Below are 24,895 nucleotides of genomic sequence, written 5' to 3'. Positions count from 1 at the left end.
CCGGGCGCCCGAACAGCGCCGCCGCGCGCGATTTCATCCGTTCAGTCACGGTTTCCGAATCAGTCACGGCGGCTCGGCCACCCGGCGTACGCCTCCATCCTTCGCAGTTCAACAGCAATTCACGGATCTCTCCCGGTACGGCTGTGGACCGTTGCGACGGCCGACTGCACGCTTGCGCTCGATGTGCCGCAGGGGCACACAAAGAGCAGGGGCGGACGCATGACACATCAGCGTGGCCGGACCGAACCGCTACCTGCGGCGCTTCACGAGTGACGCGACGAAAGCGGGCAAGTCCATCGAGGTGGCGGCGCGCTAGGCCGTGGAGAGCGGTACCGGCAAGCAGGCGATCTGGTTCAGGCTGACCAACTCGTCCGCCTCAGCGGTGAAGTTCACCATCAGGACCGACAACTACCGTACGGACGGCCCCTGGACGTACACCGCCCCGGCAGGCGGCTCCACCGAGGACTACTTCACCGTGGGCCTCGGTCCGGGCTGGGGCTGCCCTAGAGGACGTCGCCGTCGCGCCAGTCGAAGATGAGCTTGCGGCCGGGGGCGGGAAGGGGGCGGCTCGCCGCCGGGCGGACGTAGGTGCTGTCCTCCTCGTCCGGCAGCGGAATGACCCGGCCCAGCCCCTGCGCGGCGATCGGCCCCTCCCAGAGCCGCCAGCCGCGTGCCCGGTACAGCTCGGCGCCGTCGTCGGAGGCGGAGAGGGCCCCGAACTCGTACGCCCCGTCGATCACCCGTTCCAGCGTCTCCATCACCAGGCCGCCGAGTCCGCGCCGCCGCCGGTCGGCGCGGACCGCCACCGCCTCGATGTATCCGATACGCAGTGAGCGGTGGGCGTGGATCACCCGGCGCTGGATCACGCTGCCGTGCGCGACGAGCTCCCCGTCCTCGTGCACCAGCGCATGGATGCCGCCGAGGCTGTGATCCCAGTCGTCGTCGCTGAAGCCGCCGTGGAACGCATCCGTCAACAGGGTGCGGATTTCGAGGAGTTCGGCGGGGCCGAGTTCGAAGGTGTGGGCGGTGCGCGGTGACTCACTCATGCTCCGCATCCTCCCAGGCCGCCGCAACCATTCGCGCAACCGATGGGTTGCACGATTTGGCTATGACGTGCAACCATTGGGTAGCACGTCATAGCCGAACAGGAGGCAGGGATCATGAGTAAGGACCGCATCGAACGAGAGATCACCATCGCCGCACCGGTGGAGCGCGTGTGGGCCGTGCTCACCGAGCCGGAGCACGTCGGCTCCTGGTTCGGACAGGGCAAGCCGACGCCGGTCGACCTGCGCCCGGGCGGGACCATGTACCTGGATCACGGCCAGTACGGCCAGTTCCCCACCACAATCGTGAAGGTCGACCCGCCGCACCACTTCTCGTACCGCTGGGCGAGTGCCTTCCCCGGGGAGCAGGCGGTCGAGAGCAATTCCACCCTGGTGGAGTTCACCCTCACCCCGGACGGCGCCGGCACGCACCTGCGCGTGGTGGAGACCGGCTTCGACGCACTCGCCATCCCCGAGGACAGGATCGACACCGCTGGGTACGACAGCCACTCGGCGGGCTGGACCGAGGTGGTCGTCAACATGCAGAAGTACGCGGAGCAGCTCGCGGAATGACGGCGGACGCAGACCAGGAGGCCGTGGCGGAGGTCCTGTCCGCACTGGCGGACCCGACCCGGCGCCGGATACTCGACGCCCTCGCCGCGCACGGGGAGGCGACCGCCACGGTCCTGGCGACAGAGCTGCCGGTCAGTCGGCAGGCGATCGTGAAGCACCTCGCCGTCCTCGACCGGGCCGGCCTCGTCGTCGGCCGCCGGGAGGGACGGGAGACGCGGTACACCGTCCTGCCGGCGCGGCTGGGCATCACAGCCCGATGGATGGACCGGGTCGCCGACGAGTGGGACACCCGTCTCTCGGCCATCAAGCGCCTGGCCGAGGCGGCCCCGGCCGCAGACAAGGCCGCCCCGGACACAGAACCGGAGGTGGAAGCAGGCTCCGCGGCCGACGCCTGGTGTTTTGAAAGATCGCCGCCCGCCCAGAAGGAACCGCCTTGGCCCAGGGGATCCCGCGAGCCGCGATGAGTCCTGCGGCGTCCGGCGGTCGTACTGTCGAACCCGTTACCGAGGAGGACTTCTGATGCGCAGCGTGACCTATTCGATGGGCGTCTCACTTGACGGCTACATCGTCGGGCCGGACGGCGACTTCGACTGGACGGGGCCCGACGAGGAGGTCTTTCGCTTCTGGATCGACGAGATTCGACAGGTCGGCGTCCACCTGTTGGGACGACGGCTGTACGAGACGATGCTGTACTGGGAGACCGCCGACCAGAATCCATCGCTCGACGACTCAGAGCTCGAGTGGGCCGCGATCTGGAACCCGCTCCCAAAGGTGGTGTTCTCCACCACGCTGTCGGCGGTGCAGGGCAATGCCCGCCTGGCCTCCGGCGGCCTGGCGGAGGAGATCGAGCGGTTGCGAGCCGAGCCGGGGGAGGGCGACATCGCGATCGGCGGCGCGACTCTCGCCGCCGAGGCGGCCGCGTTGGGTCTGATCGACGAGTACCGGGCCATGGTCTACCCGGTGCTGGTTGGCGGTGGCATTCCGTTCTTTCCCCAACGCGAGCGCCGGGTGGATCTCGAACTCGTCGAGACCAGCACCTTCAGCTCGAGAGTCGTCTACCTCCGCTACCGCGTGGCGCGCGAGGCCGTGTCTTAGAAGCCATCCGCCTTGCGAACGTGATCGTTTGATTCGGGCTGCGTGGGGATGGACTCTGCTCGGCGGCGGGAGAGATGGGGTCGTTCGACTGCTCGCGTCGTGCTTGTGGAGGTGGCCGGCGCCGTCGGTGCTCGGTCCGTTGGAGGCTCGGGAGAAGCGGGTCCGTCCGGGAACAGGTAGCACGGTTGCGGGAGGAGGCCGAGCGGGTGCAAGCCGCGCTCACTGTGGAGGAGGGGGTGCTGAAGGCGGCGGGCGAAGGCTTCGCGGGGCCGGTCGGGGTTGCCGGTCCTGGGCTGGTGCCGGGGGCGGGGGCGGGTGACTGACACCGGGTCGGCGAGCGGCTTGTCCGAGGGCGGTGCGAGGATGGCGGTGTGTTCCGGGAGGCGACCGGGGCGAGGACGTGGGCAGGTTTCGAGCGGTCGGAGGCGGCATGGCCAAGGAATTCCAGGTGACTTACGACTGCGCCGATCCGGGCGCGCAGGCGGCGTTCTGGGCTCAGGCGCTGGGCTATCGCATCCAGCCGCCGCCCGAGGGCTTCCCCGACTGGACGGCTGCGCTGACGGCGTGGGGCGTGCCGCCTGAGCACCACAACGACCGGTCGGCCATCACGGATCCGGACGGCAAGGGACCGCGGGTGTTCTTCCAGAAGGTCCCAGAGGGAAAGACGGCGAAGAACCGCTTGCACCTGGATGTGCGCGCGGCACCCGGCCTGACCGGGGACGAGCGGATGGCCACGCTGGAGGAGGAGGCCACCAGGCTGGAGGGGCTGGGAGCGAAGCGGCTGTACCGGCTCGAGCCCAATGGCCTGGACGAGGGGATCATCGTGATGACCGACCCGGAGGGAAACGAATTCTGCCTGGATTGAGGGCAGGGGGCTGGCTTTAAGAAGGCTTCCGCTTACCGGTCGGTGGGCTTGATCAGTCGAACTGGGTTCTGCACCTCCCAGGCGCTGCCTGCGGCGGAACAGTTGTCCGTGGACCGTCTGCAGGGCTCATAGCAGGGCGGGAGGTCCCGCCACGGAGCCCCGGTCCGCACTCGCCACCGGATTCCGTCGATCAGCATCCGTCCCCGCCCCACGCGAAGATCATCACGAAGGGCGGCGATCTTTCAAAACACGGCCTGCTCGGGGAGGCGGCGCCTGGTCGGGGAAGCCGATGCCCGGCATCCGGGGGCCCTTCGGATCGCCCCCGGCGCGGGGCCGCCGCCTTACGCCGACACCTTCCGGGTCAGGTCCTGCGCAAGCCGCTCGACCCACTCACCGAATTCCTGCCGGTGATGCACAAGTCCCCCGCACAAGACGCTGACCTGCGCATCGGTGAGCCGGTTCGGCCCGTCCATCGTCAGTAGCGCGCTCAACTCCCGCATCACGGAAGCCACCCGCACGGCGTCGGTGTGCTCAATCCAGTCGATCCCGTGCCCAGGGCCGAGAGTCGTGGAACCAGGCATCACACTCTCCTTCCAGCACCCCCTCACTGCAGCCTAAACCCGTCGAACGTGGACCGCCCCCGGCCGGCGTGGGGGCCGGGCGGGGGCGGGGTCACGAGGGGGCTTCGGCCCGGTGGGGCGTCGGCCGGAGTGGGCGGAGTTCAGCCCATGTGCGGGTACGGGTAGTCCGTCGGCGGGACCAGCGTCTCCTTGATCGCGCGGGTCAGCGTCCAGCGCATCAAGTTCTGCGGGGCGCCCGCCTTGTCGTTGGTGCCGGACGCGCGGCCGCCGCCGAAGGGCTGCTGGCCGACGACGGCGCCGGTCGACTTGTCGTTGATGTAGAAGTTGCCCGCGGCGTACCGCAGCTTCTCCATCGTGTGCGCTGCCGCCGCACGGTCGTTGGCGATGACCGCGCCGGTCAGGGCGTAGGCCGACACCGACTCCATCTGCTCGAGCATGGCGTCGTACTGGTCGTCCTCGTAGACGTGGACCGCCAGGAACGGGCCGAAGTACTCGGTCGTGAAGACCTCGTTGCTCGGGTCCGCGCATTCGACGACGGTCGGGCGGACGAAGTAGCCGACGGAGTCGTCGTACGTGCCACCGGCGACGATCGTGCAGGTCGGGTCGGCGGCAGCGCGGTCGATCGCGGCCTTGTTCTTCGCGAAGGCACGCTCGTCGATCACAGCACCGATGAAGTTCGTCAGATCCGTGACGTCACCCATCTTGATGCCGTCGACCTCGGCCGCGAACTCCTCCTTGAAGCCGGAGTTCCAGATCGACGCGGGGATGTACGCACGCGAGGACGCCGAGCACTTCTGGCCCTGGAACTCGAAGGAACCGCGGTTCAGAGCGGTCTTCAGCACCGCGCGGTCGGCGCTCGGGTGCGCGACGACGAAGTCCTTGCCGCCCGTCTCGCCGACGATGCGCGGGTAGGAGCGGTACTTCTCGATGTTGTTGCCGACCGTCTTCCACAGGTGCTGGAAGGTCTTGGTCGAGCCGGTGAAGTGGATACCGGCCAGCTCGGGGTGGTTCAGGGCCACCTCGGAGACGGCGATACCGTCGCCCGTCACCAGGTTGATGACGCCCTTCGGCAGACCGGCCTCCTCCAGGAGCTGCATCAGCAGCACGGCGGCGTGGGTCTGCGTCGGGGACGGCTTCCAGACGACGACGTTGCCCATGAGCGCGGGGGCGGTCGGCAGGTTGCCCGCGATCGCGGTGAAGTTGAAGGGCGTGATCGCGTAGACGAAGCCCTCGAGCGGACGGTGGTCCAGACGGTTCCACACACCCGGCGAGTTGGCCGGCGGCTGCTCGGCGAGCAGGTCACGGGCGTACTTGACGTTGAAGCGCCAGAAGTCGACGAGCTCGCAGGGGGTGTCGATCTCGGCCTGCTGAGCGGTCTTCGACTGGCCCAGCATGGTGGAGGCGGCGAGCGTCTCGCGCCACGGACCGGCCAGCAGCTCGGCCGCGCGCAGGATGATCGCGGCGCGGTCGTCGAAGGACATCGCACGCCACGCGGGCGCGGCGGCGAGCGCGGCGTCGACCGCGTCCTGCGCATCCTGCTGCGTGGCAGCGGCGAACGTACCGATGACGGCCTTGTGGTTGTGCGGCTGTACGACGTCGACGCGCTCGCCGCCGCCCATCCGCCGGACGCCGCCGATCGTCATCGGCAGCTCGATCGGGTTCTCGGACAGCTCCTTGAGCTTCGACTCGAGGCGGGCGCGCTCGGGGCTGCCGGGCGCGTAGGAGTGAACCGGCTCGTTGACCGGCGCGGGGACCTGGGTGACAGCGTCCATGGGTGCCGAATCTCCTTAATCAGTAGGTCAGTTGGGGGGTTCAGCCGCGGCTGACCAGCGAACGCAGGAAGAACGCCAGGTTGGCGGGGCGCTCCGCGAGGCGGCGCATGAAGTATCCGTACCAGTCGGTGCCGTACGCGATGTAGACACGCATCCGGTGGCCCTCGGCGGCGAGCCGCTGCTGCTCGGCCTCGCGGATGCCGTACAGCATCTGGAACTCGTACTCGTCGAGCTTGCGGCCCGCCCGGCGGGCGAGCTCCTGGCTGATGGAGATGATGCGCGGGTCGTGCGACCCGACCATCGGGTAGCCCTCACCCTCCATCAGGATCTTCAGGCAGCGGATGTAGGCCTTGTCGACCTCGGCCTTGTCCTGGTACGCGACGGTCTCGGGCTCCTTGTAGGCGCCCTTGACCAGACGTACGCGTGAGCCTGCCGCGGCCAGCGCGCGGCAGTCGTCCTCGGTGCGGAAGAGGTACGACTGGACGACGGCGCCGGTCTGCGGGAAGCGCTCACGCAGTTCGGAGTGGATCGCGAGCGTCGAGTCGATGGTGGTGTGGTCCTCCATGTCGAGGGTGACCGTGGTGCCGATCCCGGCGGCGGCCTCGACGACCGTGGTGATGTTTTTCAGCGCGAGGTCGTGCCCGCCGGGCAGGGCCTGGCCGAAGGAGGAGAGCTTCACCGACATCTCGGCACGGATCCCGAGATCCAGCGGCTCAAGGGCCTCGATGAGCTCCAGATAGGCGTCGCGGGCGCGCAGCGCCTCCGCCGGGTCGGTGATGTCCTCACCGAGGACATCGAGCGTGACCTCGAGACCACGGTCGGCCGTGTCCCGGACGACGGGGATCGTCTCCTGGACCGTCTCGCCGGCGATGAAACGGTTCACCACGGGCTTGGTGACCGGGGCGGCCGAGACGATACGGCGCATCTTGTCGCTGCGCGACGCGGCGAGGATCACGGGACCCAGCACGGGGACCTCCACGGAGAGAAGGACAGAGCCGAAGCGGAGGCGATGCGGAACAGAAGACAACGCATCCGGAACGGCACGAAGAACCACCGTGAAACCTAAGGATCGCTCCGATCCTCTGCCATCGACAGCTGTCACGCATCCGTGGTCCGGATCTCAGACATATGTCTGAAGGGGTGCGAGAATGGCGGAGTGAAAGGCGATTACCAAGAGCTGGTCGACGAGATCTCGGCGCTGCTGGCCGAGCCGGCGACGCTGGAGAACCGGGACTTCGGCCTGATCGCCTTCGGAGCCCACGACAGCGACGACGACACCGCGATGGACCCCGTCAGGACACGCTCGATCCTGACCCGGAAGTCCACACCGGCGGTCCGCGCCTGGTTCGAGGGCTTCGGTATCGCACGTGCGACGGGCCCGGTCCGGATCCCGGCGGCCCCGGAGGCGGGCGTCTTCCGCGACCGGATCTGCCTTCCGGTACGCCACGGGGGCATCGTCCTCGGATACGTATGGCTGCTCGACGCGGCCCCTGGGCCCACGCAGGCCCAGCTCGCCGCGGCGATGGAGGTCACGGCCAGGATCGGCACGCTGCTCGCCGACGAGGAGCGTGCGGGCACGGATCTGTCCCGTGAGTTCCGCGCCGTCCTGACGGCGGAGAGCGGCTGGCAGTACGACATGGCGGTGGCGGCGCTCCGCACGGCGTTGGGCGGCACGAGCGCGGACCGCCTGCACGCGGTGGTGTGCGTGACGCCATGGACCGCGGCCGATGCCCCGTCGTCGCGCTCGCTGCCGGGTGTGGCGGCGCTGTGCACGGTGCCGTGGGACACGGGACTCGGCGACGGCGGCAGGTCCGGGCAGCTCGAGACCGGGGCACTCGATACGGCCCCGGACGGGGCCGTAGATCCCGGCAGTGGCGCGAGCACCGGCACCTCGGCCCGGCGCGCCGCGACCCGCACGTCTCGCGGCGGAGCCGATGCCGCTCCGTCCGGCGCCCCGCACCCGCACGACGACTCCGCCCCCGACGGCCATGCGCTCGCCGTCCTCGTACGGCTCCGCTCCGCCGACACTCTCTCGCCCGCCCTCACCGCGGCCGACCGGCTCCGCGCCGCCGCGGGCGGGGACGCGGCGACCGCCGGGATCGCCACGCCGCGGCGCGGCCTCGCCGGGCTCAACACCGCCTGGCTGGAGGCGGCTTCCGCGTCCCGCGCGGCACGGGCCGAGCCCCGGCTCGGCCCGGTCGCCGAGTGGCCGGCCATCGGCCCGTACCGCATGCTGACCGCGCTCCCCGCGGACGCCGCGCACGACTCCGCCGTACGCGAGCTGCTCGACCGCTCCCACACCGAACTGGCCCGCACCGCCGAGATGTTCCTCGACTGCGCGGGGCAGGCGGGACGCACCGCGGCGGCGCTCGGCATCCACCGCCAGACGCTCTACTACCGGCTTTCGCGCGTCGAGCAGCTCACGGGCCTGGACCTGGACGACGGCGAGGACCGGCTGCTGCTGCACATGGCCCTGAAGTCGGCACGGCTCCAAAGTCCGTTTCCCTCCACCCGGAGAATTTGATCGACCTGTTCTCGCGTGATCATCGCCGCTCCTCGCCACTCCGTGAGCCTCGCTCCGCCCCGATCCAGGTAACGCGGGGGCGCGGAAGCGGCAACCACAGCGAGACTCCGACAGGCGGACCCCGCAGCGGGTCTCAGCCCTTCTTCTCCAGGATCGCCCGCAGCCCGTCGGTCAGGCCCTTCGCCGACGGCGCCGTCTCCGGGTCGACCATCCACTGGATCATCACGCCCGCCACCAGCGCCTGGTAGAAGAGCCCCGCCACCCGGGCCTTCTCCGGGTCCGCCTCCTGGTCCATGCCGACGAAGGCCTCGGCCATGCCCAGCCGGCCCTCCGACTGCGGTTCCCTGATGGCCTCGCGCAGCTTCTCGTCGTCGTCGAGCCGCGATACGACCTCCAGTTGGAGCTTCCAGACCTGGCGGCTGGCATCGAACGCGGCGATGACCTGCTCCCAGGTCTTCTCGAAGCGCTCGAGGGGATCCGCCGCCATATCGGGCGCCTCCCTGTTGGCCGGGCCTACCGCGTCACCCCACTCCTCGGTCACCGCCAGGAAGGCCTGGTTGAGCAGCGCCTCCTTGGAGCCGTAGTGGTAGCCGATGGAGGCCAGGTTGGTGCCGGAGGCCGCGACGATGTCGCGCGCGGTCGTCCGGGCGTAGCCCTTCTCCAGCAGGCAGCGCTTGGCGCCTTCGAGCAGATCCTCACGATGTCCCATGTCAGCAGCGTACCGCGCGTCCATACAACTGTCCTATACCTACGTTTTACACAGATGTATTAGACGGTTGGCGTGTGCACTGGTCACGGCGAGCTGAACGTACCCACAAAGGGCCCGGCCCACCGCGAACACGCGGTGGGCCGGGCCCTTTGACGTACTCCGCCCGAGGTACTCAGTCGGGCTCCGTCGGTCTCAGTCGGTGAGGTTCACCGTACGGGCCGACGCCGCGCCGATCGCGTCCGCGATCTCCGTCAGCACCGACTGCGGCACCGTGTCGTCCACGGTCAGCACGACGAGCGCCTCGCCGCCCTCCTCCGCGCGCGAGACCTGCATGCCCGCGATGTTCAGGCCGGCCTCGCCGAGGATCCGGCCGACCGTGCCGACGACACCGGGACGGTCGTCGTACCGCAGGACGACCATGTGGTCGGCGAGCGCCAGGTCGATGTCGTGGTCGCCGATCGCGACGATCTTCTGGAGGTGCTTGGGGCCGGCCAGCGTGCCGGAGACCGCGACCTCCTCGCCGCCGGAGAGTGTGCCGCGGACGGTGACGACATTGCGGTGGTCCGGCGACTCCGAGCTCGTCGTGAGCCGGACCTCGACACCGCGCTCCTGCGCGAACAGCGGGGCGTTGACATACGACACGGTCTCGTCGACGACATCCTCGAACACGCCCTTGAGCGCGGACAGTTCGAGCACCTTCACATCGTGCTGGGTGATCTCGCCGTACACCTCGACGTCGAGGCGGACCGCGACCTCGCCCGCCAGCGCGGTGAAGATCCGGCCGAGCTTCTCGGCGAGCGGCAGACCCGGACGTACGTCCTCGGCGATGACTCCGCCCTGGACGTTGACCGCGTCGGGCACCAGCTCACCGGCGAGCGCGAGACGCACGGAACGCGCGACCGAGATGCCCGCCTTCTCCTGGGCCTCGTCCGTCGACGCGCCGAGGTGCGGGGTGCAGACGACCTGGTCGAACTCGAAGAGCGGGGAGTCCGTGCAGGGCTCCTTCGTGTACACATCGAGGCCCGCGCCGGCGACCCGGCCCTCCTTGAGCGCGGAGGCCAGCGCCTCCTCGTCGACGATCCCGCCACGCGCGGCGTTGACGATACGGACGTGCGGCTGGACCTTGTGCAGCGCCTCGTCGCCGATCAGCCCCAGCGTCTCCGGGGTCTTCGGCAGATGCACGGTGATGAAGTCCGAGACCTCGAGCAGCTCGTCGAGAGAGAGCAGCTTGACACCCATCTGCGCGGCGCGCGCCGGCTGCACATAGGGGTCGTAGGCGACGATCTTCATACCGAAGGCCGACATCCGCTGCGCGACGAGGACGCCGATACGGCCGAGACCGACAACGCCGAGGATCTTCTCGCTCAGCTCCACGCCCGTGTACTTGGAGCGCTTCCACTCGCCGTTCTTCAGGGCGGTGTTGGCCTGCGGGATATTGCGCGCGGTGGCGACCAGCAGACCGCAGGCGAGCTCGGCGGCGGTGACGATGTTGGACGTCGGGGCGTTGACGACCATCACGCCGGCCTTGGTGGCCGCGGAGACATCGACATTGTCGAGGCCGACACCGGCGCGGGCGACGACCCGCAGCTTCTTCGCGAGGGCGATGGCTTCCGCGTCGACCTTGGTGGCGCTGCGGACCAGGATCGCGTCGACATCGACGATGGCCGGAAGCAGTTCGGCACGGTCGGCGCCGTTGCAGTGCCGGATCTCGAAGTCCGGGCCCAGCGCGTCGACGGTGGCGGGCGACAGCTCTTCAGCGATGAGTACGACAGGTTTCGAGCTCACGTGAGTCCTCACTAGTCCATTGCGGACGGCCGTCCCGACGGCCGCAGGCGGTGGAGGGGGCTAGCCGCGTGGAAGACGCACGACACTGTGGGCCTGACGCGTATGTGTTGAGAAGTGTAGTGGTGCCACAAGGCGAGTCTTGCGCCTTGACGGCAGGATCACCCGTCCGTGGCTGGACAGAGTGGAGAAGCGCTGGAACTCGGCCGGACAGAGTGGCAGGGGCCCGGACAGAGCGGCCGGGGGCCGGGACTCGCTCGTCCCGGCCCCCGGCCCCAAGGCTTACGCCTCCTCGTTGTCCACCCAGCTCATGAGCTTGCGCAGCTCCTTGCCGGTGGTCTCGAGCAGGTGGTTCTCGTCCTGCGTCTTGTACTCGTTGTACTTCTTCAGACCGCCGTGGTACTCGTCCATCCAGTTCTTGGCGAACGTGCCGTCCTGGATCTCGGCGAGGACCTTCTTCATCTCGGCCTTGGTCTGGTCGGTGATGATGCGGGGGCCGGTGACGTAGTCGCCCCACTCGGCGGTCTCGGAGACCGACCAGCGCATCTTCTCCAGGCCGCCCTCGTACATGAGGTCCACGATCAGCTTCAGCTCGTGGAGGCACTCGAAGTACGCGATCTCCGGCTGGTAGCCGGCCTCGACCAGCGTCTCGAAGCCCGCCTTGACCAGCGCGGACGTGCCACCACAGAGAACGGCCTGCTCGCCGAAGAGGTCGGTCTCGGTCTCCTCGGTGAAGGTCGTCTTGATGACGCCGGCGCGGGTGCCGCCGATGGCCTTGGCGTACGAGAGCGCCAGCGCGAAGGCGCTGCCGGTCGCGTCCTGCTCGACAGCGGCGATAGCCGGGACGCCGCGGCCCTCCTCGTACTGGCGACGGACCAGGTGGCCGGGGCCCTTCGGGGCGACCAGGGCCACGTCGACACCGGCCGGCGCCTTGATGAAGCCGAAGCGGACGTTGAAGCCATGGGCGAAGAACAGCGCGTCGCCGTCCTTCAGGTTGCCCTTGATGGACTCCTCGTAGACCTGGGCCTGGATCGGGTCCGGGATGAGGATCATGATGACGTCGGCCTCGGCCGCGGCCTCGGCGGGGGTCACCACGCGCAGGCCCTGCTCCTCGGCCTTGGTCTTGGACTTGGAGCCCTCGTGCAGACCGACCCGGACGTCGACACCCGAGTCACGGAGCGACAGCGCGTGGGCGTGACCCTGGCTGCCGTAGCCGATGACCGCGACCTTGCGGTTCTGGATGATGGACAGGTCGGCGTCGTCGTCGTAGAACAGCTCGGCCACTGGGATATCTCCTTGGTGTGCACGTCTTGGAATGACGCTGTTTGCGTCCCACCGTACGGCGGGATGGGGTGCGGAAGTCTTCAAGTCTCGCCATGCGAGCACGGCCCTGGCAGGTTCCGGTCAGGCGCTGCGGTCCAGAGCGCGCAGGGATCGGTCCGTGATGGACCGCGCGCCGCGCCCTATGGCGATCGTCCCGGACTGGACGAGCTCCTTGATGCCGAACTGCTCGAGCATCTTGAGCATCGCCTCGAGCTTGTCACTCGAACCGGTGGCCTCGATCGTCACCGCCTCCGGCGAGACGTCCACGGTTTTGGCGCGGAACAGCTGGACGATCTCCACGATCTGGGAGCGGGTCTCGTTGTCGGCGCGGACCTTCACCAGCACGAGCTCGCGCTGGATCGCGGCGCCCGGCTCGAGCTCGACGATCTTCAGAACGTTGACCAGCTTGTTGAGCTGCTTGGTCACCTGTTCCAGCGGCAGGTCTTCGACATTGACCACGATCGTGATGCGGGAGATGTCGGGGTGCTCGGTGACACCGACGGCGAGCGAGTCGATGTTGAAGCCACGGCGGGAGAACAGCGCGGCGATCCTGGCGAGGATGCCTGGGGTGTTCTCGACCAGGACGGAGAGCGTGTGCTTGGACATGTGTCGGTCTCTCTCGGTCTTCTCTCTCGGACTCTCGGCTCAGTCGTCTTCGTTGTCGCCGAAGTCGGGGCGGACGCCACGCGCGGCCATGACCTCGTCGTTGGAGGTGCCTGCGGCGACCATCGGCCAGACCTGGGCGTCCTCGTGGACGATGAAGTCGATCACGACGGGGCGGTCGTTGACGGCGTTGGCCTCGGCGATGACCTTGTCGAGGTCGTCCGGGGACTCGCAGCGCAGTGCGTGGCAGCCCATCGCCTCTGACAGCTTCACGAAGTCGGGGACGCGGGTGCCGCCGCTGGACTTGCCCTCCACCGCGATGCCGTCCTCGGGCCCCGAGTGCAGCACGGTGTTGGAGTAGCGCTGGTTGTAGAAGAGGGTCTGCCACTGGCGGACCATCCCGAGCGCGCCGTTGTTGATGATCGCGACCTTGATCGGGATGTTGTTCAGCGCGCAGGTGGTGAGCTCCTGATTGGTCATCTGGAAGCAGCCGTCGCCGTCGATCGCCCAGACCATCCGGTCCGGCTGACCGGCCTTGGCGCCCATCGCGGCCGGGACCGCGTACCCCATCGTCCCGGCACCGCCGGAGTTCAGCCAGGTGGCCGGCTGCTCGTAGTTGATGAAGTGTGCGGCCCACATCTGGTGCTGGCCGACGCCCGCCGCGAAGATGGTGTCCGGGTCGGCGAGCTCGCCGATGCGCTGGATGACCTGCTGCGGGGAGAGGCTGCCGTCGTTCGGCTGGTCGTAGCCGAGCGGGTAGGTCTCGCGCCAGCGGTTGAGGTCGTTCCACCATGCGGTGTAGTCGCCGGCGTGGCCCTCGCTGTGCTCGGCCTGGACAGCCTGCACCAGGTCGGCGATGACCTCGCGGGCGTCGCCGACGATCGGGACGTCCGCGGTGCGGTTCTTGCCGATCTCGGCCGGGTCGATATCGGCGTGGACGATCTTGGCGTACGGGGCGAAGCTGTCCAGCTTGCCGGTGACGCGGTCGTCGAAGCGGGCTCCGAGGGCGACGATCAGGTCGGCCTTCTGCAGCGCGGTGACGGCGGTGACCGCACCGTGCATGCCCGGCATTCCCACATGCAGCGGGTGGCTGTCGGGGAACGCGCCCAGTGCCATCAGGGTGGTGGTGACGGGGGCGCCGGTGAGCTCTGCGAGGACCTTCAGCTCGGCGGTGGCGTGTGACTTCAGGACGCCGCCGCCGACGTACAGCACGGGGCGCCTGGCCTGGGTGATCAGCTTGGCGGCCTCGCGGATCTGCTTGGCGTGCGGCTTGGTCACCGGCCGGTAGCCGGGCAGGTCCTGCTGCGGCGGCCAGCTGAAGGTGGTCCGCGCCTGGAGGGCGTCCTTGGCGATGTCGACCAGGACTGGTCCGGGGCGTCCTGTCGAGGCGATGTGGAAGGCCTCGGCGATGGTCCGCGGGATGTCCTCGGCCTTGGTGACCAGGAAGTTGTGCTTGGTGATCGGCATGGTGATGCCGACGATGTCCGCCTCCTGGAAGGCGTCGGTGCCGATCGCCTTGGAGGAGACCTGGCCGGTGATCGCGACCAGCGGGACGGAGTCCATATGGGCGTCGGCGATCGGGGTGACCAGGTTGGTGGCGCCGGGGCCCGAGGTGGCCATGCACACGCCGACCTTGCCGGTGGCCTGGGCGTAGCCGGTCGCGGCGTGGCCCGCGCCCTGCTCGTGGCGGACCAGGATGTGACGGACCTTGGTGGAGTCCATCATCGGGTCGTACGCGGGGAGGATGGCACCGCCGGGGATGCCGAACACCGTGTCGGCCCCCACTTCCTCGAGAGAACGGATGAGGGACTGCGCGCCCGTGACGTGCTCAACGGTGGCGGACGTCGGTCCGCCGCTACGGGCCCGCGGCTGCGGGTGGTGGGCCCCGGTGGCCTGCTCGGTCATCGACATTCTCTTCTCGAAGCTGAGGGTTTTTGCGAGGGTTTGAGAGGTTCCAGTGCAACAAAAAACCCCTCGTGCCGTGAGGCAAGCGAGGGGAGCGCGTCGGGAGGGGTCCGCAGGGCCTTCATGACTCTGCTCAGCCGACGCGCTTTCCAAGTACGAGAATTCGGGTGCGCATGGCAATGACCCTCCCCCCGGCGTGCTGTCACTGTCAAGTGGGTGGGACACGCGTCTCATTATTTGAGCCATTGCGTGCAGGGAACGCGCCACCCGTGAGGGCCGGCAGAGCGATCCCGCCGGGCACCGGGAACTCGTCTCGCACCAGCGCGCGGCGCAGCCGGTACTCGTCCAGCGGCCCGGAGAAAGCCATGCCCTGGCCGTGCGTACAGCCCATGGCGCGCAGTGCCAGCACCTGCTCCGGCACGTCGACACCGTCGGCCACGGACTGCATACCGAGGTCGCAGGCGATCCGCAGCAGCCCGGCGGTGATCTTGTGCAGCCGGGCGGACTCGACGACACCCTCCACCAGACCCCTGTCCAGTTTCAGTACATCCACGGGGAGGCGGCGCAGTGCGTTGATGGCGGCGTAACCGCTGCCGAAGCCGTCCAGCGCGATCCGTACGCCGAGTCTGCGCAGCGAGACGAGCCGCAGCTCCAGATCGTCGAAGGAGATCCGCGGATCGCTGTCGGCGAGCTCGATGACCAGCGCGCCCGAGGGCAGCCCGTGCCGGATGAGGAGGGCCTCGATGGAGCCGAGCGGCAGGGACTTGTCCAGCAGGCGGCGGGCCGACATACGGACCGATACGGGCACCCGGTGGCCGAGGTTGCCGCGCTCCGCGGCCTGTGCCACGGCCTCCTCGAGCAGCCAGCGGCCGAGCTCGGCGGTGCGGTCCGTGTCGTCGGCGACCCGCAGGAATTCGGCCGGAGTGAAGAGTATGCCCTGGGCGGAGCGCCAGCGGGCCTGCGCGGCGACGGCGTCGATCCGGCCGGTGGCGAGGCTCACCACGGGCTGGTGGAGCAGCGCGAATTCGCCTTCGTGCAGGGCGCTGCGGAGCCGGGCGTCCAGTTCCGTACGGCGCACCACCTCGGCCTGCATCTGTGGTGCGTACAACTCGACGCGGTCCTTGCCGGCGGCCTTGGCGCGGTACATGGCGAGGTCGGCGTTACGCATCAGGTCGGTGGGGGTGATGGCGGGCTCGGCGAAGGCCACCCCGATGGAGGCGGCCACGCGTACGTCGTTGCCGTCGAGGAGGTACGGCTGGGAGAGGGTGAGCCGCAGCCGGTCGGCGATCTCACGGACCTGGGACTCGCGGGCCGACTGGTCGCGGGTGCCGTCGCCGACGATGAGGGCGGCGAACTCGTCGCCACCGAGGCGGGCCGCGGTGTCCCCGGCCCGTACCGAGTCCTGGAGGCGGCGGGCCGCCTGGATCAGCAGCTCGTCGCCGGCCTGGTGGCCGAGGCGGTCATTGACTCCCTTGAAGCCGTCGAGGTCGATGAAGAGCACGGCCGTGCCCTGGTCGCCGGCGCGGCGGCCGGTCAGGGCCTGGCGGACCCGCTCCGTGAACAGGGCGCGGTTGGGCAGGTCGGTGAGCGGGTCGTGCTCGGCGTTGTGCTGCAACTGCGCCTGGAGGCGGACCCGTTCGGTGACATCGCGGCTGTTGAAGATCAGGCCGCCCTGGTGGCGGTTGACCGTGGACTCCACATTGAGCCAGTCGCCGGTGCCCGACTTGAAGCGGCACTCGATCCGGGTGGTGGGCTCCTCGGTCGGCGCCGCGGCCAGAAACCGGCGCACCTCGAGGACCACACGGCCGAGATCTTCGGGGTGGATGAGCGATGCGAGTTCGGAGCCGATGAGATCTTCGGCCTCGCGGCCGTAGACGCCGGAGGCGGCGGGGCTGACATAGCGCAGTATCCCGGTCGGGGCGGCGATCATGATGACGTCGCTCGAGCCCTGCACCAGCGAGCGGAAGTGGTTCTCCTTCTGCGCCAGTTCATGGGTGAGGGCGATGTTGTCGAGAAGCATGATGCCCTGCCGGACGACCAGGGCGAGCACGACGGTGCAGCCGGTGAGGACGACGACCCGGTCGACACGGCGGCCCTCGATGACGTTGTAGAGGATGCCGAGGGTGCAGACGGCGGCGGCGAGATACGGCGTCAGGGCGGCGAGCGAGCCCGCGACGGGGCGGCTCGGGTGGCGTGGCCCACGCTGGGGCCGCGCGGTCTCGACCGTGCGGGGCGCGCCCCAGGGGGCGTACGCGAGCAGCAGCGAACCCGAGAACCAGCCCGCGTCGAGGAGCTGGCCCGAGCGATAGCTCTCCCGCAGCAGCGGTGAGGTGAACAGGGCGTCGCACAGGACGGTCAGCGCGAGGGCGGCGATGGCGGTGTTGATCGCGGAGCGGTTGGTGGCCGAGCGCCGGAAGTGCAGCGCGAGAACCATGCTGACCAGCACGATGTCCAGCAGCGGATAGGCGAGGGCGAGCGCGGCCGGGGCCACGCTCTCGCCCTGGACGTGCGCGGTGTGCGCGAGCGCGAGGCTCCAGGAGAGAGTCAGCAGCGAGCCGCCGATCAGCCAGGCGTCCAGCGCGAGACAGACCCAGCCGGCCCTGGTGACCGGACGCTTGGCGAGGACGAGCAGGCCGACGATGGCGGGCGGCGCGAAGCAGAGGAAGAACAGATCGGCGATGCAGGGGCTCGGCACCTCGCGGCCCAGCGCGACCTCGTACCACCCCCAGATCGCGTTGCCACCGGCGGCCATGGCCGAGGAGAGCGCGAACAGCAGCCACGCGGGCCTGAAACGGCTGTGCCTCGCACGGGCGTAGAGGAAGCAGGAGACGGCTGCGATCAGGGCGGCGGCGCTCAAGCCGAAATCGCCCATGATCAGGGCCAGTTCGCGCGAGCCCCAGCCGAAGGCGGCACCGAGGCCGTAGCCGGCGCAGATGGCTGCCAGGACAAGCTTGGAGACCAGCCTCGTACTGTCTCCGCCGTCCGCGACCGACTGCCGGGCCATGAGCGCCCCCAGGGCGCTCACCGGGCCGCTCCGCGGAGCGTCGCCGTCCTGCGGGGCGTCGCACGGGGAGTCGACGTCCTACGGGGCGCCGCGTCCGGTGCGACCGTCATCGGATCGGGTCTGCGCTTCGCAGCGTGCGAGGGTGGTCGGCGGCGGCCCCGCCGCGTCGGATGGTTCGCCCAGTGGCCGTACATCGCCCGTCGCCCCCCTCGAAGTCTGATCGACAGTCAGGTCGCGTTGCAGCACCGCCCCTTGCCCGGTGCAGTCCCCCGGTCGGGACGATACACCAGTCTCGTCACTCAGGGACATAGCACCTCTACTCTCCGTGACGATCACGAGGAGTATCGGCACGCGACGCATCCGAGTGACTTCATAGAGTGCACGCTGCGCGCGGGCGAGAGGTTCACTACCGCGTCGTGAACACCACGTTGTGCACCGGCTCCCCGGCGGCGAACCGGGTGAGTTGCGCGGCGAGCAGCCGCTTGGCGCGCGGCATGAACGCCGAGGTGGAGCCGCCCACATGGGGGCTGATGAGGACACCGGGGGCGTGCCAGAGCGGGTGGCCGGCGGGCAGCGGCTCCGGGTCGGTGACGTCGAGAGCTGCGGTGATGCGTCCGCTCTCGACCTCGGCGAGCAGCGCCTTGGTGTCGACCACCGGGCCGCGGGCGACGTTCACCAGCAGCGATCCGTCCTTCATCCGGGCCAGGAAACCGGCATTCACCAGGCCTCGGGTCTGCTCGGTGAGCGGAGTGGAGAGGATCACGACGTCCGCCTCGGGGAGCAGGGTGGGCAGCTCGGTGAGTGCGCGCACTTCGCCGCGCTCCGTGGCGCGGGCAGAGCGCGCGACGCGCGCCACCCGCGCGCATTCGAAGGGTGCGAGCCGGTCCTCGATGGCGGCACCGATCGATCCGTACCCGACGATGAGCACCGACTTGTCGGCGAGCGCAGGATAGAAACCGGACCGCCATTCCTCCTTGTCCTGGCCGCGTACGAATCCGGGAACACCGCGCAGGGAGGCCAGGATCAGGGTGAGGGTGAGCTCGGCGGTGGAGGCCTCGTGGACGCCCTTGGCATTGCACAGGCGTACGCCGGCGGGCAGCGAGCCGAGTCCGGGCTCCACATGATCGATCCCGGCGGAGAGGGTCTGGACGACGCGTACGGACGTCATCGCGGCCAGCGGACGGACCGCGACCTCGGTGCCCTTCATGTACGGGACGGCGTAGAAGACACAGTCGGCGGGATCGGCGGGAAAGTCCGGGCCACCGTCCCAGTGAAGGTAGTTGAGGCCCGATTCCGAGGGAGCCGGCAGTCCTTCGAACTCGTCGGCCGGAATCGGGAGCCACACGTCTGCAGTCATGGTCAGGAGGCTATGCGAAGTGCCGCGGTCCGCATTGGTTAGTTTGGTCAGCGGCCAAGGGAGGGGTACGGGCAGTTGGAGCGCAGGACAATCGGTGCGGCGGCCCTCGTAGCGGGTGCGATCGGGCTCGGCTGTATGCCGATGAGCTGGGCATACAGCGGCTCTCAGCAGCGCGGGGACCGGTCGCTGCGTACGGTGCACGCCGCGCTCGACATCGGCTCGAGCCTGCTGGACACGGCCGACATGTACGGGCCCTTCACCAATGAGCTACTGCTCGGCAGGGTGCTGAAGGAGCGGCGGGCGGAGGCGTTCGTTTCGACGAAGGTCGGGCTGCTCGTCGGCGAACAGCATGTGGTCGCCAATGGACGGCCCGGGTATGTGAAGCGGGCCTGCGACGCCTCGCTGCGCCGCCTGCAGACCGATGTGATCGACCTCTATCAACTGCACCGGGCGGATCCGGAAGTACCGGTCGAGGAGACCTGGGGCGCGATGGCAGAGCTGGTGAGCGCCGGGAAGGTGCGGGCGCTGGGGATGTGCGCGGTGGGGGCACGGGCTTCGCGCCGGTTCGGAGCGCATCTGCACGAGGGAACGATCCGGCAGCTGGAACGGGTGCAGCAGGTGTTCCCGGTGAGTGCCGTGCAGGCCGAGCTGTCGGTGTGGTCGCCGGAGGCGCTGGAGCGACTGCTGCCGTGGTGCGAGGCGCGCGGGGTGGGGTTCCTGGCGGCGATGCCGCTGGGGAACGGGTTTCTGACGGGGACGCTGACGCCGGGGCAGGGCTTCGAGCCGGATGATGTGCGGGCCCGGCATCCGCGGTTCACGGCGGAGATGATGGCGGCGAACCAGCCGGTGGTGGCGGGGCTGCGGCGGATCGCGGAGCGGCACGGTCCGGGGACGACTCCGGCGCAGGTGGCGCTGGCGTGGGTGCTGGGACGGGGGCGGAGTGTGGTGGCGGTGCCGGGGGCGAAGCGCGCGGAGTGGGCGGTGCAGAACGCGACCGCGGCGGAGCTGGAGCTGACGGCGTACGACCTGGCGGAGATCGCGGGGCTGCCGCCGGCGCGGGGTTCCTGGGAGTGAGTGCGCGCACCTGCGTTTTCTCGGAAGATCTTGCCGCAATTCGCTCTCGGGACTTCTTCGCGGAATTTCTTCTCGGAAGATCGGGAACCTGAACGGCCGCTGCGGTGTAAGAACAGTAGTCAGGCAGCCGGCCGGACAGACAGCTCGGACAGCCGTTGACCGGACAGCTCGAGCAGCCGTCGAAAGGATCAGAACTGTGCAACGTCCTGCTGTGACGGCCTCACTGGCCGCTGCCGTGCTTCTCCTCGCGGCCGGATGCTCGTCCGGTGAGGACAAGACACCCCCCGGCCGGACGGGGTCGACGTCCGCCACCGGGGCGCCCTCCGCATCGAGCGGCTCACCAAGTCCCAAGGGGCCGCCCGCGAAGGGCTCGGTGAAGGTGGTGTCCACGCTGACCGAGGGGCTGAAATCGCCATGGGGTGTGGCCGCCCTGCCGGACGGCGATCTGCTGGTCGCGTCGCGCGACGAGGGGACCATCAGCCGGGTCGACGTCGAGAGCGGAAAGAAGACCGTGATCGGCTCGGTGCCGGGGGTCGCGCCAGGAGGCGAGGGCGGTCTGATGGGCCTGGCCCTCTCACCGTCGTTCGCCTCGGACCATCAGGTGTACGCGTACTTCACCACCGAGTCGGACAACCGCATCGCCCGCGTGCTGTACGACGAGAAGAAGCCGGCCGGGCAGCAACTGGGCGCGCCGGACACGGTGTTGCGAGGCATCCCCAAGGGCGTCAGGCACAACGGCGGGCGGATCGCTTTCGGCCCGGACAAGATGCTCTACGCGGGCACGGGCGAGACGGGTGACACCGGGCTCGCACAGGACAAGAAGTCGCTGGGCGGCAAGATCCTGCGGATGACACCGGACGGCCAGCCGGTGCACGGCAATCCGGAGGCCGACTCCGTCGTCTACTCCTACGGTCACCGCAATGTGCAGGGCCTTGCCTGGGACGCCGACAAGCGGCTGTGGGCGTCGGAGTTCGGTCAGGACACCTGGGACGAGCTGAATCTGATCGAGCCCGGCAAGAACTACGGCTGGCCCGACGCGGAGGGCAAGGCCGGCAAGCCCGGCTTCGTCGACCCGGTGGCCCAGTGGAAGACGGCGGACGCCTCGCCGAGTGGTATTGCCTACGCCGAAGGGTCGATCTGGATGGCGTCGCTGAAGGGCGAGCGGCTCTGGCGGATTCCCCTGGCGGGCGCGGAACCCTCGGCCGCGCCCCAGTCGTTCCTCATAGGGAAGTACGGCCGCCTGCGCACGGTTCTGTCGGCGGGCGGCAACAAGGTCTGGCTCGTCACCAGCGAGACGGACACCCGGGGCACACCCGAGCCGGGGGACGACAAGATCCTCCAGCTGGAGGTGAAGTGAAGGGGTGAACAGCTGGTGTTCAACGTCTTCGAGGAGTTCTTCGCGCCGGGCCGCAAGCACACCGACGAGGAACACAACCGGCTCGCACTGACCAGGACCGACGTGGGCGACAACGACCCGAGCCGCGGCCCGATAGACCTGGCATCGGGGAAGGTCACCGTCCGCGCGCAGAAGGAGCAGCCGCCGGGCGGCGCGTGAGAGCGGCGGTCAGGCAGAGTTCTCCTTGGTCAAGCCGAGGTCTCCTGCCATTCCTCCACCGGGATCGGGAAGAGGCGCAGGCGATGAGCCATCGCCGCCGCCTCACCGCGGCCCGAGACGCCGAGCTTGGCCAGGATGTTGGAGACGTGGACACTCGCCGTCTTCGGGGAGATGTACAGCTCCTCGGCGATCTGACGGTTGCTGCGGCCCGCCGCCACCAGGCGCAGTACGTCCTCTTCGCGACGCGTCAGTCCCAGCGCGGGTCCGGCCGCCGCGGCGTCCGAAGGCGCCGGATCGTCGGTCAGCTGGATGCGGGCACGCTGGGCGAGCAGCGCGATGTCCTCGGCCAGGGGGCGCGCGCCCAGCTGCCGGGCGGTGGCATGGGCCAGGCGCAGCAGTTCGGCTGCCTGCGCCCGATCCGACTGCAGCAGGGCCTCCGCCCAGCGGTGGCGGACCCTCGCCAGGTCGTACGGGCGGTCCAGCGGTTCGAAGGCCGCGCAGGCTTCCGCCCAGTCCAGCGCCGTGTCCTCGCCGGCGGCGCGCAGCAGTTCCGCACGGACCCACCGTTCGTGCGCCACCCACACCGGCACTGCGGTGACCAGGCCGCGGGCCGCCTTGCGGATCCGCTCCAGCACCTCGGCACGGCCCGGTTCCGCGGCCGGCAGGCCGCGTGTATCGGCCTCCAGCGTGGCCGCGGCGCGCAGCAGCGGCCAGGCGTACCGCTGGGTGCCCGGCGGGAAGCCCGCCGTCGCCGCGCGCTCGAACTCCGCCCGGGCGTCCAGCACCCGGCTCTGCGCGGCGGCGATGCTGAGCGCGACCGTGCCCAGGGGCAGGAAGCACTGTGGCATCGGGTCATGAGGCCCGAAGTGGGCGCGTGACGCCTCCAGTTGTTCGGTCGCGGTGGCCACATCGCCCCGGGCGAGTGCCAGGACGGCGCAGCGGGCGGCGCCGTATCCGCGCGGCTTGGGACTCAGCGCGATGCGCAGCGCCCGTTCCGCGGCCTCGGCCGCCTCGTCCCAGCGGCCGAGCGATTCATACGACTCGGCCAGGTTCCCGGAGATCCACGCCTCGGTGTCCAACAGGCCGTAGGTGCGGGAGAGTTCGATGCCCTCAGCGAGGATGCCCACCGCCTCGGCGGAGCGGCCGACGCCTTCCAGTACGGCGGGGAGATTCACATGGGTGCGGCCCACGTGCGAGGGCAGATCGAGGGCGAGGGCCCGTTCCTTGACCGCGTACATCTCCGTGAGCCCGCCGTCGACGTTACCCGCGTCGACCATAAGGCTGCCGAGTGTGAGACGGGCGCGGAGTTCGATGTCCTCCTCGCCGACCATGCGGGCGTACTCAACGGCGCGCTCGGCCGTCGCCAGGCTGCCGGGGCCTGGATCGTGCACCATGCCCCAGCTCGCAGCTTCCGCGAGCACCTCCGCGTGGACGGCGGACGGCGGCAGTCCGCGGACAAGCTGTTGCGCGGTCTCCAGTTCCGCCCAGCCGTCACCGCGGCCCAGGGACGAGACCAACCGGGAGCGCTGGACCGAGAACCAGGCGGTGCGGAGCGGGTCGTTCTCCGCCTCCGCCAGCCGCTGAGCCTGCTTGGTGATCTTCAGCGCCCGCTCGCGCTCACCGCAGAGCCGGCCCGCGACGGACGCCTCCGCCATCAGGTCGAGATAGCGCAGCGGTGTGGTGGCGGGATCGCAGCCGCACGGCGGATAGACCTCCGCGTAGTCGACGGGACGCAGCTCGGCCCGGACCTCGTCGGGCGCGCTGTCCCACAGCTCCATCGCCCGGCCCAGCAGCCGCAGTTGCTCGGAATAGGCGTGCCGTCGCCGTGCCTCGACCGAGGCGCTGAGCACGGCGGGCAGAGCCTTGGCCGCATCGTGCGCGTGGTACCAGTACGTGGCGAGCCGCATCGCGCGCTCGTCTTTCCGTACCAGGGACGGGTCGGCCTCCAGTGCCTCCGCAAAGTGACGGTTGAGCCGGGAACGCTCGCCCGGCAGCAGATCGTCGCTGACGGCCTCGCGGGCGAGCGAATGCCGGAAGCGGTAGCCGTCCCCGTCGGGCGTGGCCAGCAGGATGTTCGCGCCGACCGCGGCCCGCAGCGCCTCGATGAGATCGTCCTCGCACAGCCGGGCGACGGCGAGCAGCAGCCCGTACTCGACCGTTGAACCGCCCTCGGCGACGATTCGTGCCGCCCGCTGCGCATCCTCGGGCAGCGCCTCGATACGTACGAGAAGGATGTCGCGCAGGGAGTCCGGCAGGCCGTTGGGGCAGTCGTCGGCGATGCTGCAGGCGAGCTCCTCGACGAAGAAGGCGTTGCCGTCCGAGCGCTCGAAGACCCGGTCCACCATGGCCGGTTCGGGCTCGACGGCGAGGATCCCGGCCATCTGGTGGTGAACCTCGCCGCGGTTGAAGCGGGTCAGGTCGATGCGCTGGACGGTGCGCATCCGCTCGAGCTCGGCGAGGAAGGGCCGCAGCGGGTGGCGCCGGTGGACGTCGTCGGAGCGATAGGTCGCGATCACGACGAGCCGGCCGCGGTGCAGGGTGCGGAAGAGATAGGCGAGGAGGTGCCGGGTGGAGGCGTCGGCCCAGTGCATGTCCTCGAGCACCAGGACGACGGTGCGGTCGGTGGCGATCCGCTCCAGCAATCGCGCCGTGAGTTCGAAGAGGCGGGCCATGCCCTCCTCGTCGTGCTGGCTGGGCTCTCTGCGGGTGCTCTCCCCCAGCTCCGGCAGCAGCCGCGCCAGCTCGTCCTCCTGACCCGCGGCGGCCGCGGACAGCTCCTTCGGCACCTGCCGGTGCAGGGCGCGCAGGGCGGTCGAGAAGGGCGCGAACGGAAGTCCGTCCGCGCCGATCTCGACACAGCCGCCGACCGCGACGACGGCCTCGCGGCGGCATGCCTCGGCGAGCAGTTCCTCGACGAGGCGGGTCTTGCCGACCCCGGCCTCACCACCGAGGAGCAACGCCTGCGGCTCGCCCGCGCCGGCGCGGGCGAGCGCATCGGTGAGCTTGGCCAGTTCGCCGGCGCGGCCGACGAACACCGGGCTGACGGACCTGGTCTCCACGTCGCCGAGCATCGCACAGCCGTCCGACACCGTGGCACCCTTTTTGATCGGGAAGACAGTCATCTCGCGAG

At 69.6% G+C, this 24,895-nt stretch carries 20 protein-coding genes and 1 pseudogene; 9 read left to right on the top strand and 12 right to left on the bottom strand.

All coding sequences use genetic code 11. The features are described 5' to 3' along the window. Positions 1–319: 319 nt before the first annotated feature. Positions 320–538 (top strand): phospholipase domain-containing protein, encoded by a 219-nt coding sequence (locus OG735_RS30040; RefSeq protein WP_327326267.1) that lies wholly within the window; start codon positions 320–322, stop codon positions 536–538. On the opposite strand, the gene OG735_RS30035 is transcribed toward OG735_RS30040, so the two are convergent. After that, positions 504–1,046: a GNAT family N-acetyltransferase gene (locus tag OG735_RS30035; protein WP_327326266.1), complete on the bottom strand. Its 543-nt coding sequence runs from the start codon at positions 1,044–1,046 to the stop codon at positions 504–506. The genes OG735_RS30040 and OG735_RS30035 overlap by 35 nt on opposite strands. A gap of 114 nt (positions 1,047–1,160) precedes the next feature. Between OG735_RS30035 and OG735_RS30030 the strand changes: the two genes are divergently transcribed. The 4 genes and pseudogenes from OG735_RS30030 to OG735_RS30015 all read left to right on the top strand — a co-directional run bounded on the left by OG735_RS30030 (position 1,161) and on the right by OG735_RS30015 (position 3,576). Beyond that, positions 1,161–1,616 carry an SRPBCC family protein gene (locus OG735_RS30030; RefSeq protein WP_327326265.1) on the top strand — a complete coding sequence of 152 codons (456 nt, stop codon included), beginning with the start codon at positions 1,161–1,163 and terminating at the stop codon, positions 1,614–1,616. Then, positions 1,613–1,939: pseudogene (locus OG735_RS30025) on the top strand (ArsR/SmtB family transcription factor); the annotation flags it as partial. The gene OG735_RS30030 and the pseudogene OG735_RS30025, both read left to right, overlap by 4 nt. A 196-nt stretch (positions 1,940–2,135) precedes the next feature. Next, positions 2,136–2,711, top strand: coding sequence for a dihydrofolate reductase family protein (locus OG735_RS30020; protein WP_327326264.1), 576 nt, complete (start codon positions 2,136–2,138; stop codon positions 2,709–2,711). A gap of 430 nt (positions 2,712–3,141) precedes the next feature. Further along, positions 3,142–3,576 (top strand): VOC family protein, encoded by a 435-nt coding sequence (locus OG735_RS30015; protein WP_327326263.1) that lies wholly within the window; start codon positions 3,142–3,144, stop codon positions 3,574–3,576. Between the two features lie 341 nt (positions 3,577–3,917). On the opposite strand, the gene OG735_RS30010 is transcribed toward OG735_RS30015, so the two are convergent. The 3 genes from OG735_RS30010 to OG735_RS30000 all read right to left on the bottom strand — a co-directional run bounded on the left by OG735_RS30010 (position 3,918) and on the right by OG735_RS30000 (position 6,896). Then, the gene (locus OG735_RS30010) at positions 3,918–4,157 is read right to left on the bottom strand and encodes a hypothetical protein (RefSeq protein WP_327326262.1); all 240 of its coding nucleotides are present in this window, start codon (positions 4,155–4,157) and stop codon (positions 3,918–3,920) included. A 140-nt stretch (positions 4,158–4,297) separates the two neighbouring features. Then, on the bottom strand, positions 4,298–5,929 hold the full coding sequence (pruA, locus tag OG735_RS30005) for an L-glutamate gamma-semialdehyde dehydrogenase (RefSeq protein WP_327326261.1): 1,632 nt from the start codon (positions 5,927–5,929) through the stop codon (positions 4,298–4,300). Positions 5,930–5,969: 40 nt separating this feature from the next. Beyond that, positions 5,970–6,896 carry a proline dehydrogenase family protein gene (locus tag OG735_RS30000; RefSeq protein WP_327326260.1) on the bottom strand — a complete coding sequence of 309 codons (927 nt, stop codon included), beginning with the start codon at positions 6,894–6,896 and terminating at the stop codon, positions 5,970–5,972. 189 nt (positions 6,897–7,085) lie between these two features. On the opposite strand from OG735_RS30000, the gene OG735_RS29995 reads away from it, so the two are divergent. Continuing rightward, on the top strand, positions 7,086–8,453 hold the full coding sequence (locus tag OG735_RS29995) for a PucR family transcriptional regulator (RefSeq protein WP_327326259.1): 1,368 nt from the start codon (positions 7,086–7,088) through the stop codon (positions 8,451–8,453). Between the two features lie 133 nt (positions 8,454–8,586). Here OG735_RS29995 and OG735_RS29990 read toward each other — a convergent pair whose 3' ends face one another. The 7 genes from OG735_RS29990 to OG735_RS29960 all read right to left on the bottom strand — a co-directional run bounded on the left by OG735_RS29990 (position 8,587) and on the right by OG735_RS29960 (position 19,136). After that, a complete protein-coding gene (locus OG735_RS29990) occupies positions 8,587–9,162 on the bottom strand; it encodes a TetR/AcrR family transcriptional regulator (RefSeq protein WP_327326258.1) in 576 nt (191 codons plus the stop codon). Between the two features lie 192 nt (positions 9,163–9,354). Next, positions 9,355–10,947 (bottom strand): phosphoglycerate dehydrogenase, encoded by a 1,593-nt coding sequence (serA, locus tag OG735_RS29985; protein ID WP_327326257.1) that lies wholly within the window; start codon positions 10,945–10,947, stop codon positions 9,355–9,357. A 279-nt stretch (positions 10,948–11,226) separates the two neighbouring features. Then, complete coding sequence (gene ilvC, locus OG735_RS29980) at positions 11,227–12,228, bottom strand: ketol-acid reductoisomerase (RefSeq protein WP_327326256.1); 1,002 nt, start codon at positions 12,226–12,228, stop codon at positions 11,227–11,229. Positions 12,229–12,348: 120 nt separating this feature from the next. After that, complete coding sequence (ilvN, locus tag OG735_RS29975; RefSeq protein ID WP_071263920.1) at positions 12,349–12,873, bottom strand: acetolactate synthase small subunit; 525 nt, start codon at positions 12,871–12,873, stop codon at positions 12,349–12,351. Between the two features lie 39 nt (positions 12,874–12,912). Continuing rightward, on the bottom strand, positions 12,913–14,775 hold the full coding sequence (locus OG735_RS29970) for an acetolactate synthase large subunit (protein ID WP_327326255.1): 1,863 nt from the start codon (positions 14,773–14,775) through the stop codon (positions 12,913–12,915). Between the two features lie 208 nt (positions 14,776–14,983). After that, complete coding sequence (locus tag OG735_RS29965) at positions 14,984–17,800, bottom strand: putative bifunctional diguanylate cyclase/phosphodiesterase (RefSeq protein WP_327326254.1); 2,817 nt, start codon at positions 17,798–17,800, stop codon at positions 14,984–14,986. Positions 17,801–18,185: 385 nt separating this feature from the next. Further along, entirely contained in the window at positions 18,186–19,136 is a 951-nt protein-coding gene (locus OG735_RS29960) for a 2-hydroxyacid dehydrogenase (RefSeq protein ID WP_327326253.1), read from the bottom strand. Between the two features lie 75 nt (positions 19,137–19,211). Between OG735_RS29960 and OG735_RS29955 the strand changes: the two genes are divergently transcribed. The 3 genes from OG735_RS29955 (at position 19,212) to OG735_RS29945 (ending at position 21,765) form a co-directional block, all read left to right on the top strand. Next, the gene (locus OG735_RS29955) at positions 19,212–20,210 is read left to right on the top strand and encodes an aldo/keto reductase (protein WP_327326252.1); all 999 of its coding nucleotides are present in this window, start codon (positions 19,212–19,214) and stop codon (positions 20,208–20,210) included. Positions 20,211–20,406: 196 nt separating this feature from the next. Continuing rightward, positions 20,407–21,567 carry a PQQ-dependent sugar dehydrogenase gene (locus OG735_RS29950; protein WP_442812514.1) on the top strand — a complete coding sequence of 387 codons (1,161 nt, stop codon included), beginning with the start codon at positions 20,407–20,409 and terminating at the stop codon, positions 21,565–21,567. 15 nt (positions 21,568–21,582) lie between these two features. Then, on the top strand, positions 21,583–21,765 hold the full coding sequence (locus OG735_RS29945) for a DUF6191 domain-containing protein (RefSeq protein WP_327326251.1): 183 nt from the start codon (positions 21,583–21,585) through the stop codon (positions 21,763–21,765). 29 nt (positions 21,766–21,794) lie between these two features. Here OG735_RS29945 and OG735_RS29940 read toward each other — a convergent pair whose 3' ends face one another. Next, on the bottom strand, positions 21,795–24,836 hold the full coding sequence (locus OG735_RS29940) for a helix-turn-helix transcriptional regulator (RefSeq protein ID WP_327328506.1): 3,042 nt from the start codon (positions 24,834–24,836) through the stop codon (positions 21,795–21,797). Between the last annotated feature and the right edge of the window lie 59 nt (positions 24,837–24,895).

Origin of the sequence: Streptomyces sp. NBC_01210 (genome assembly GCF_036010325.1) — a bacterium.
Taxonomy (GTDB): domain Bacteria; phylum Actinomycetota; class Actinomycetes; order Streptomycetales; family Streptomycetaceae; genus Streptomyces.
Note: the sequence above shows the minus strand (reverse complement) of the source record. Positions and strands in the feature narration are given on the sequence as shown.

What these genes read in the sequence shown, in the direction of transcription:
- OG735_RS30035 (WP_327326266.1), bottom strand. Translation starts at nt 1,046, where the DNA reads ATGAGTGAGTCACCGCGCACCGCCCACACCTTCGAACTCGGCCCCGCC.
- OG735_RS30030 (WP_327326265.1), top strand. Translation starts at nt 1,161, where the DNA reads ATGAGTAAGGACCGCATCGAACGAGAGATCACCATCGCCGCACCGGTG.
- OG735_RS30020 (WP_327326264.1), top strand. Translation starts at nt 2,136, where the DNA reads ATGCGCAGCGTGACCTATTCGATGGGCGTCTCACTTGACGGCTACATC.
- OG735_RS30015 (WP_327326263.1), top strand. Translation starts at nt 3,142, where the DNA reads ATGGCCAAGGAATTCCAGGTGACTTACGACTGCGCCGATCCGGGCGCG.
- OG735_RS30010 (WP_327326262.1), bottom strand. Translation starts at nt 4,157, where the DNA reads ATGCCTGGTTCCACGACTCTCGGCCCTGGGCACGGGATCGACTGGATT.
- pruA (WP_327326261.1), bottom strand. Translation starts at nt 5,929, where the DNA reads ATGGACGCTGTCACCCAGGTCCCCGCGCCGGTCAACGAGCCGGTTCAC.
- OG735_RS29990 (WP_327326258.1), bottom strand. Translation starts at nt 9,162, where the DNA reads ATGGGACATCGTGAGGATCTGCTCGAAGGCGCCAAGCGCTGCCTGCTG.
- ilvN (WP_071263920.1), bottom strand. Translation starts at nt 12,873, where the DNA reads ATGTCCAAGCACACGCTCTCCGTCCTGGTCGAGAACACCCCAGGCATC.
- OG735_RS29970 (WP_327326255.1), bottom strand. Translation starts at nt 14,775, where the DNA reads ATGACCGAGCAGGCCACCGGGGCCCACCACCCGCAGCCGCGGGCCCGT.
- OG735_RS29960 (WP_327326253.1), bottom strand. Translation starts at nt 19,136, where the DNA reads ATGACTGCAGACGTGTGGCTCCCGATTCCGGCCGACGAGTTCGAAGGA.
- OG735_RS29940 (WP_327328506.1), bottom strand. Translation starts at nt 24,836, where the DNA reads ATGCTCGGCGACGTGGAGACCAGGTCCGTCAGCCCGGTGTTCGTCGGC.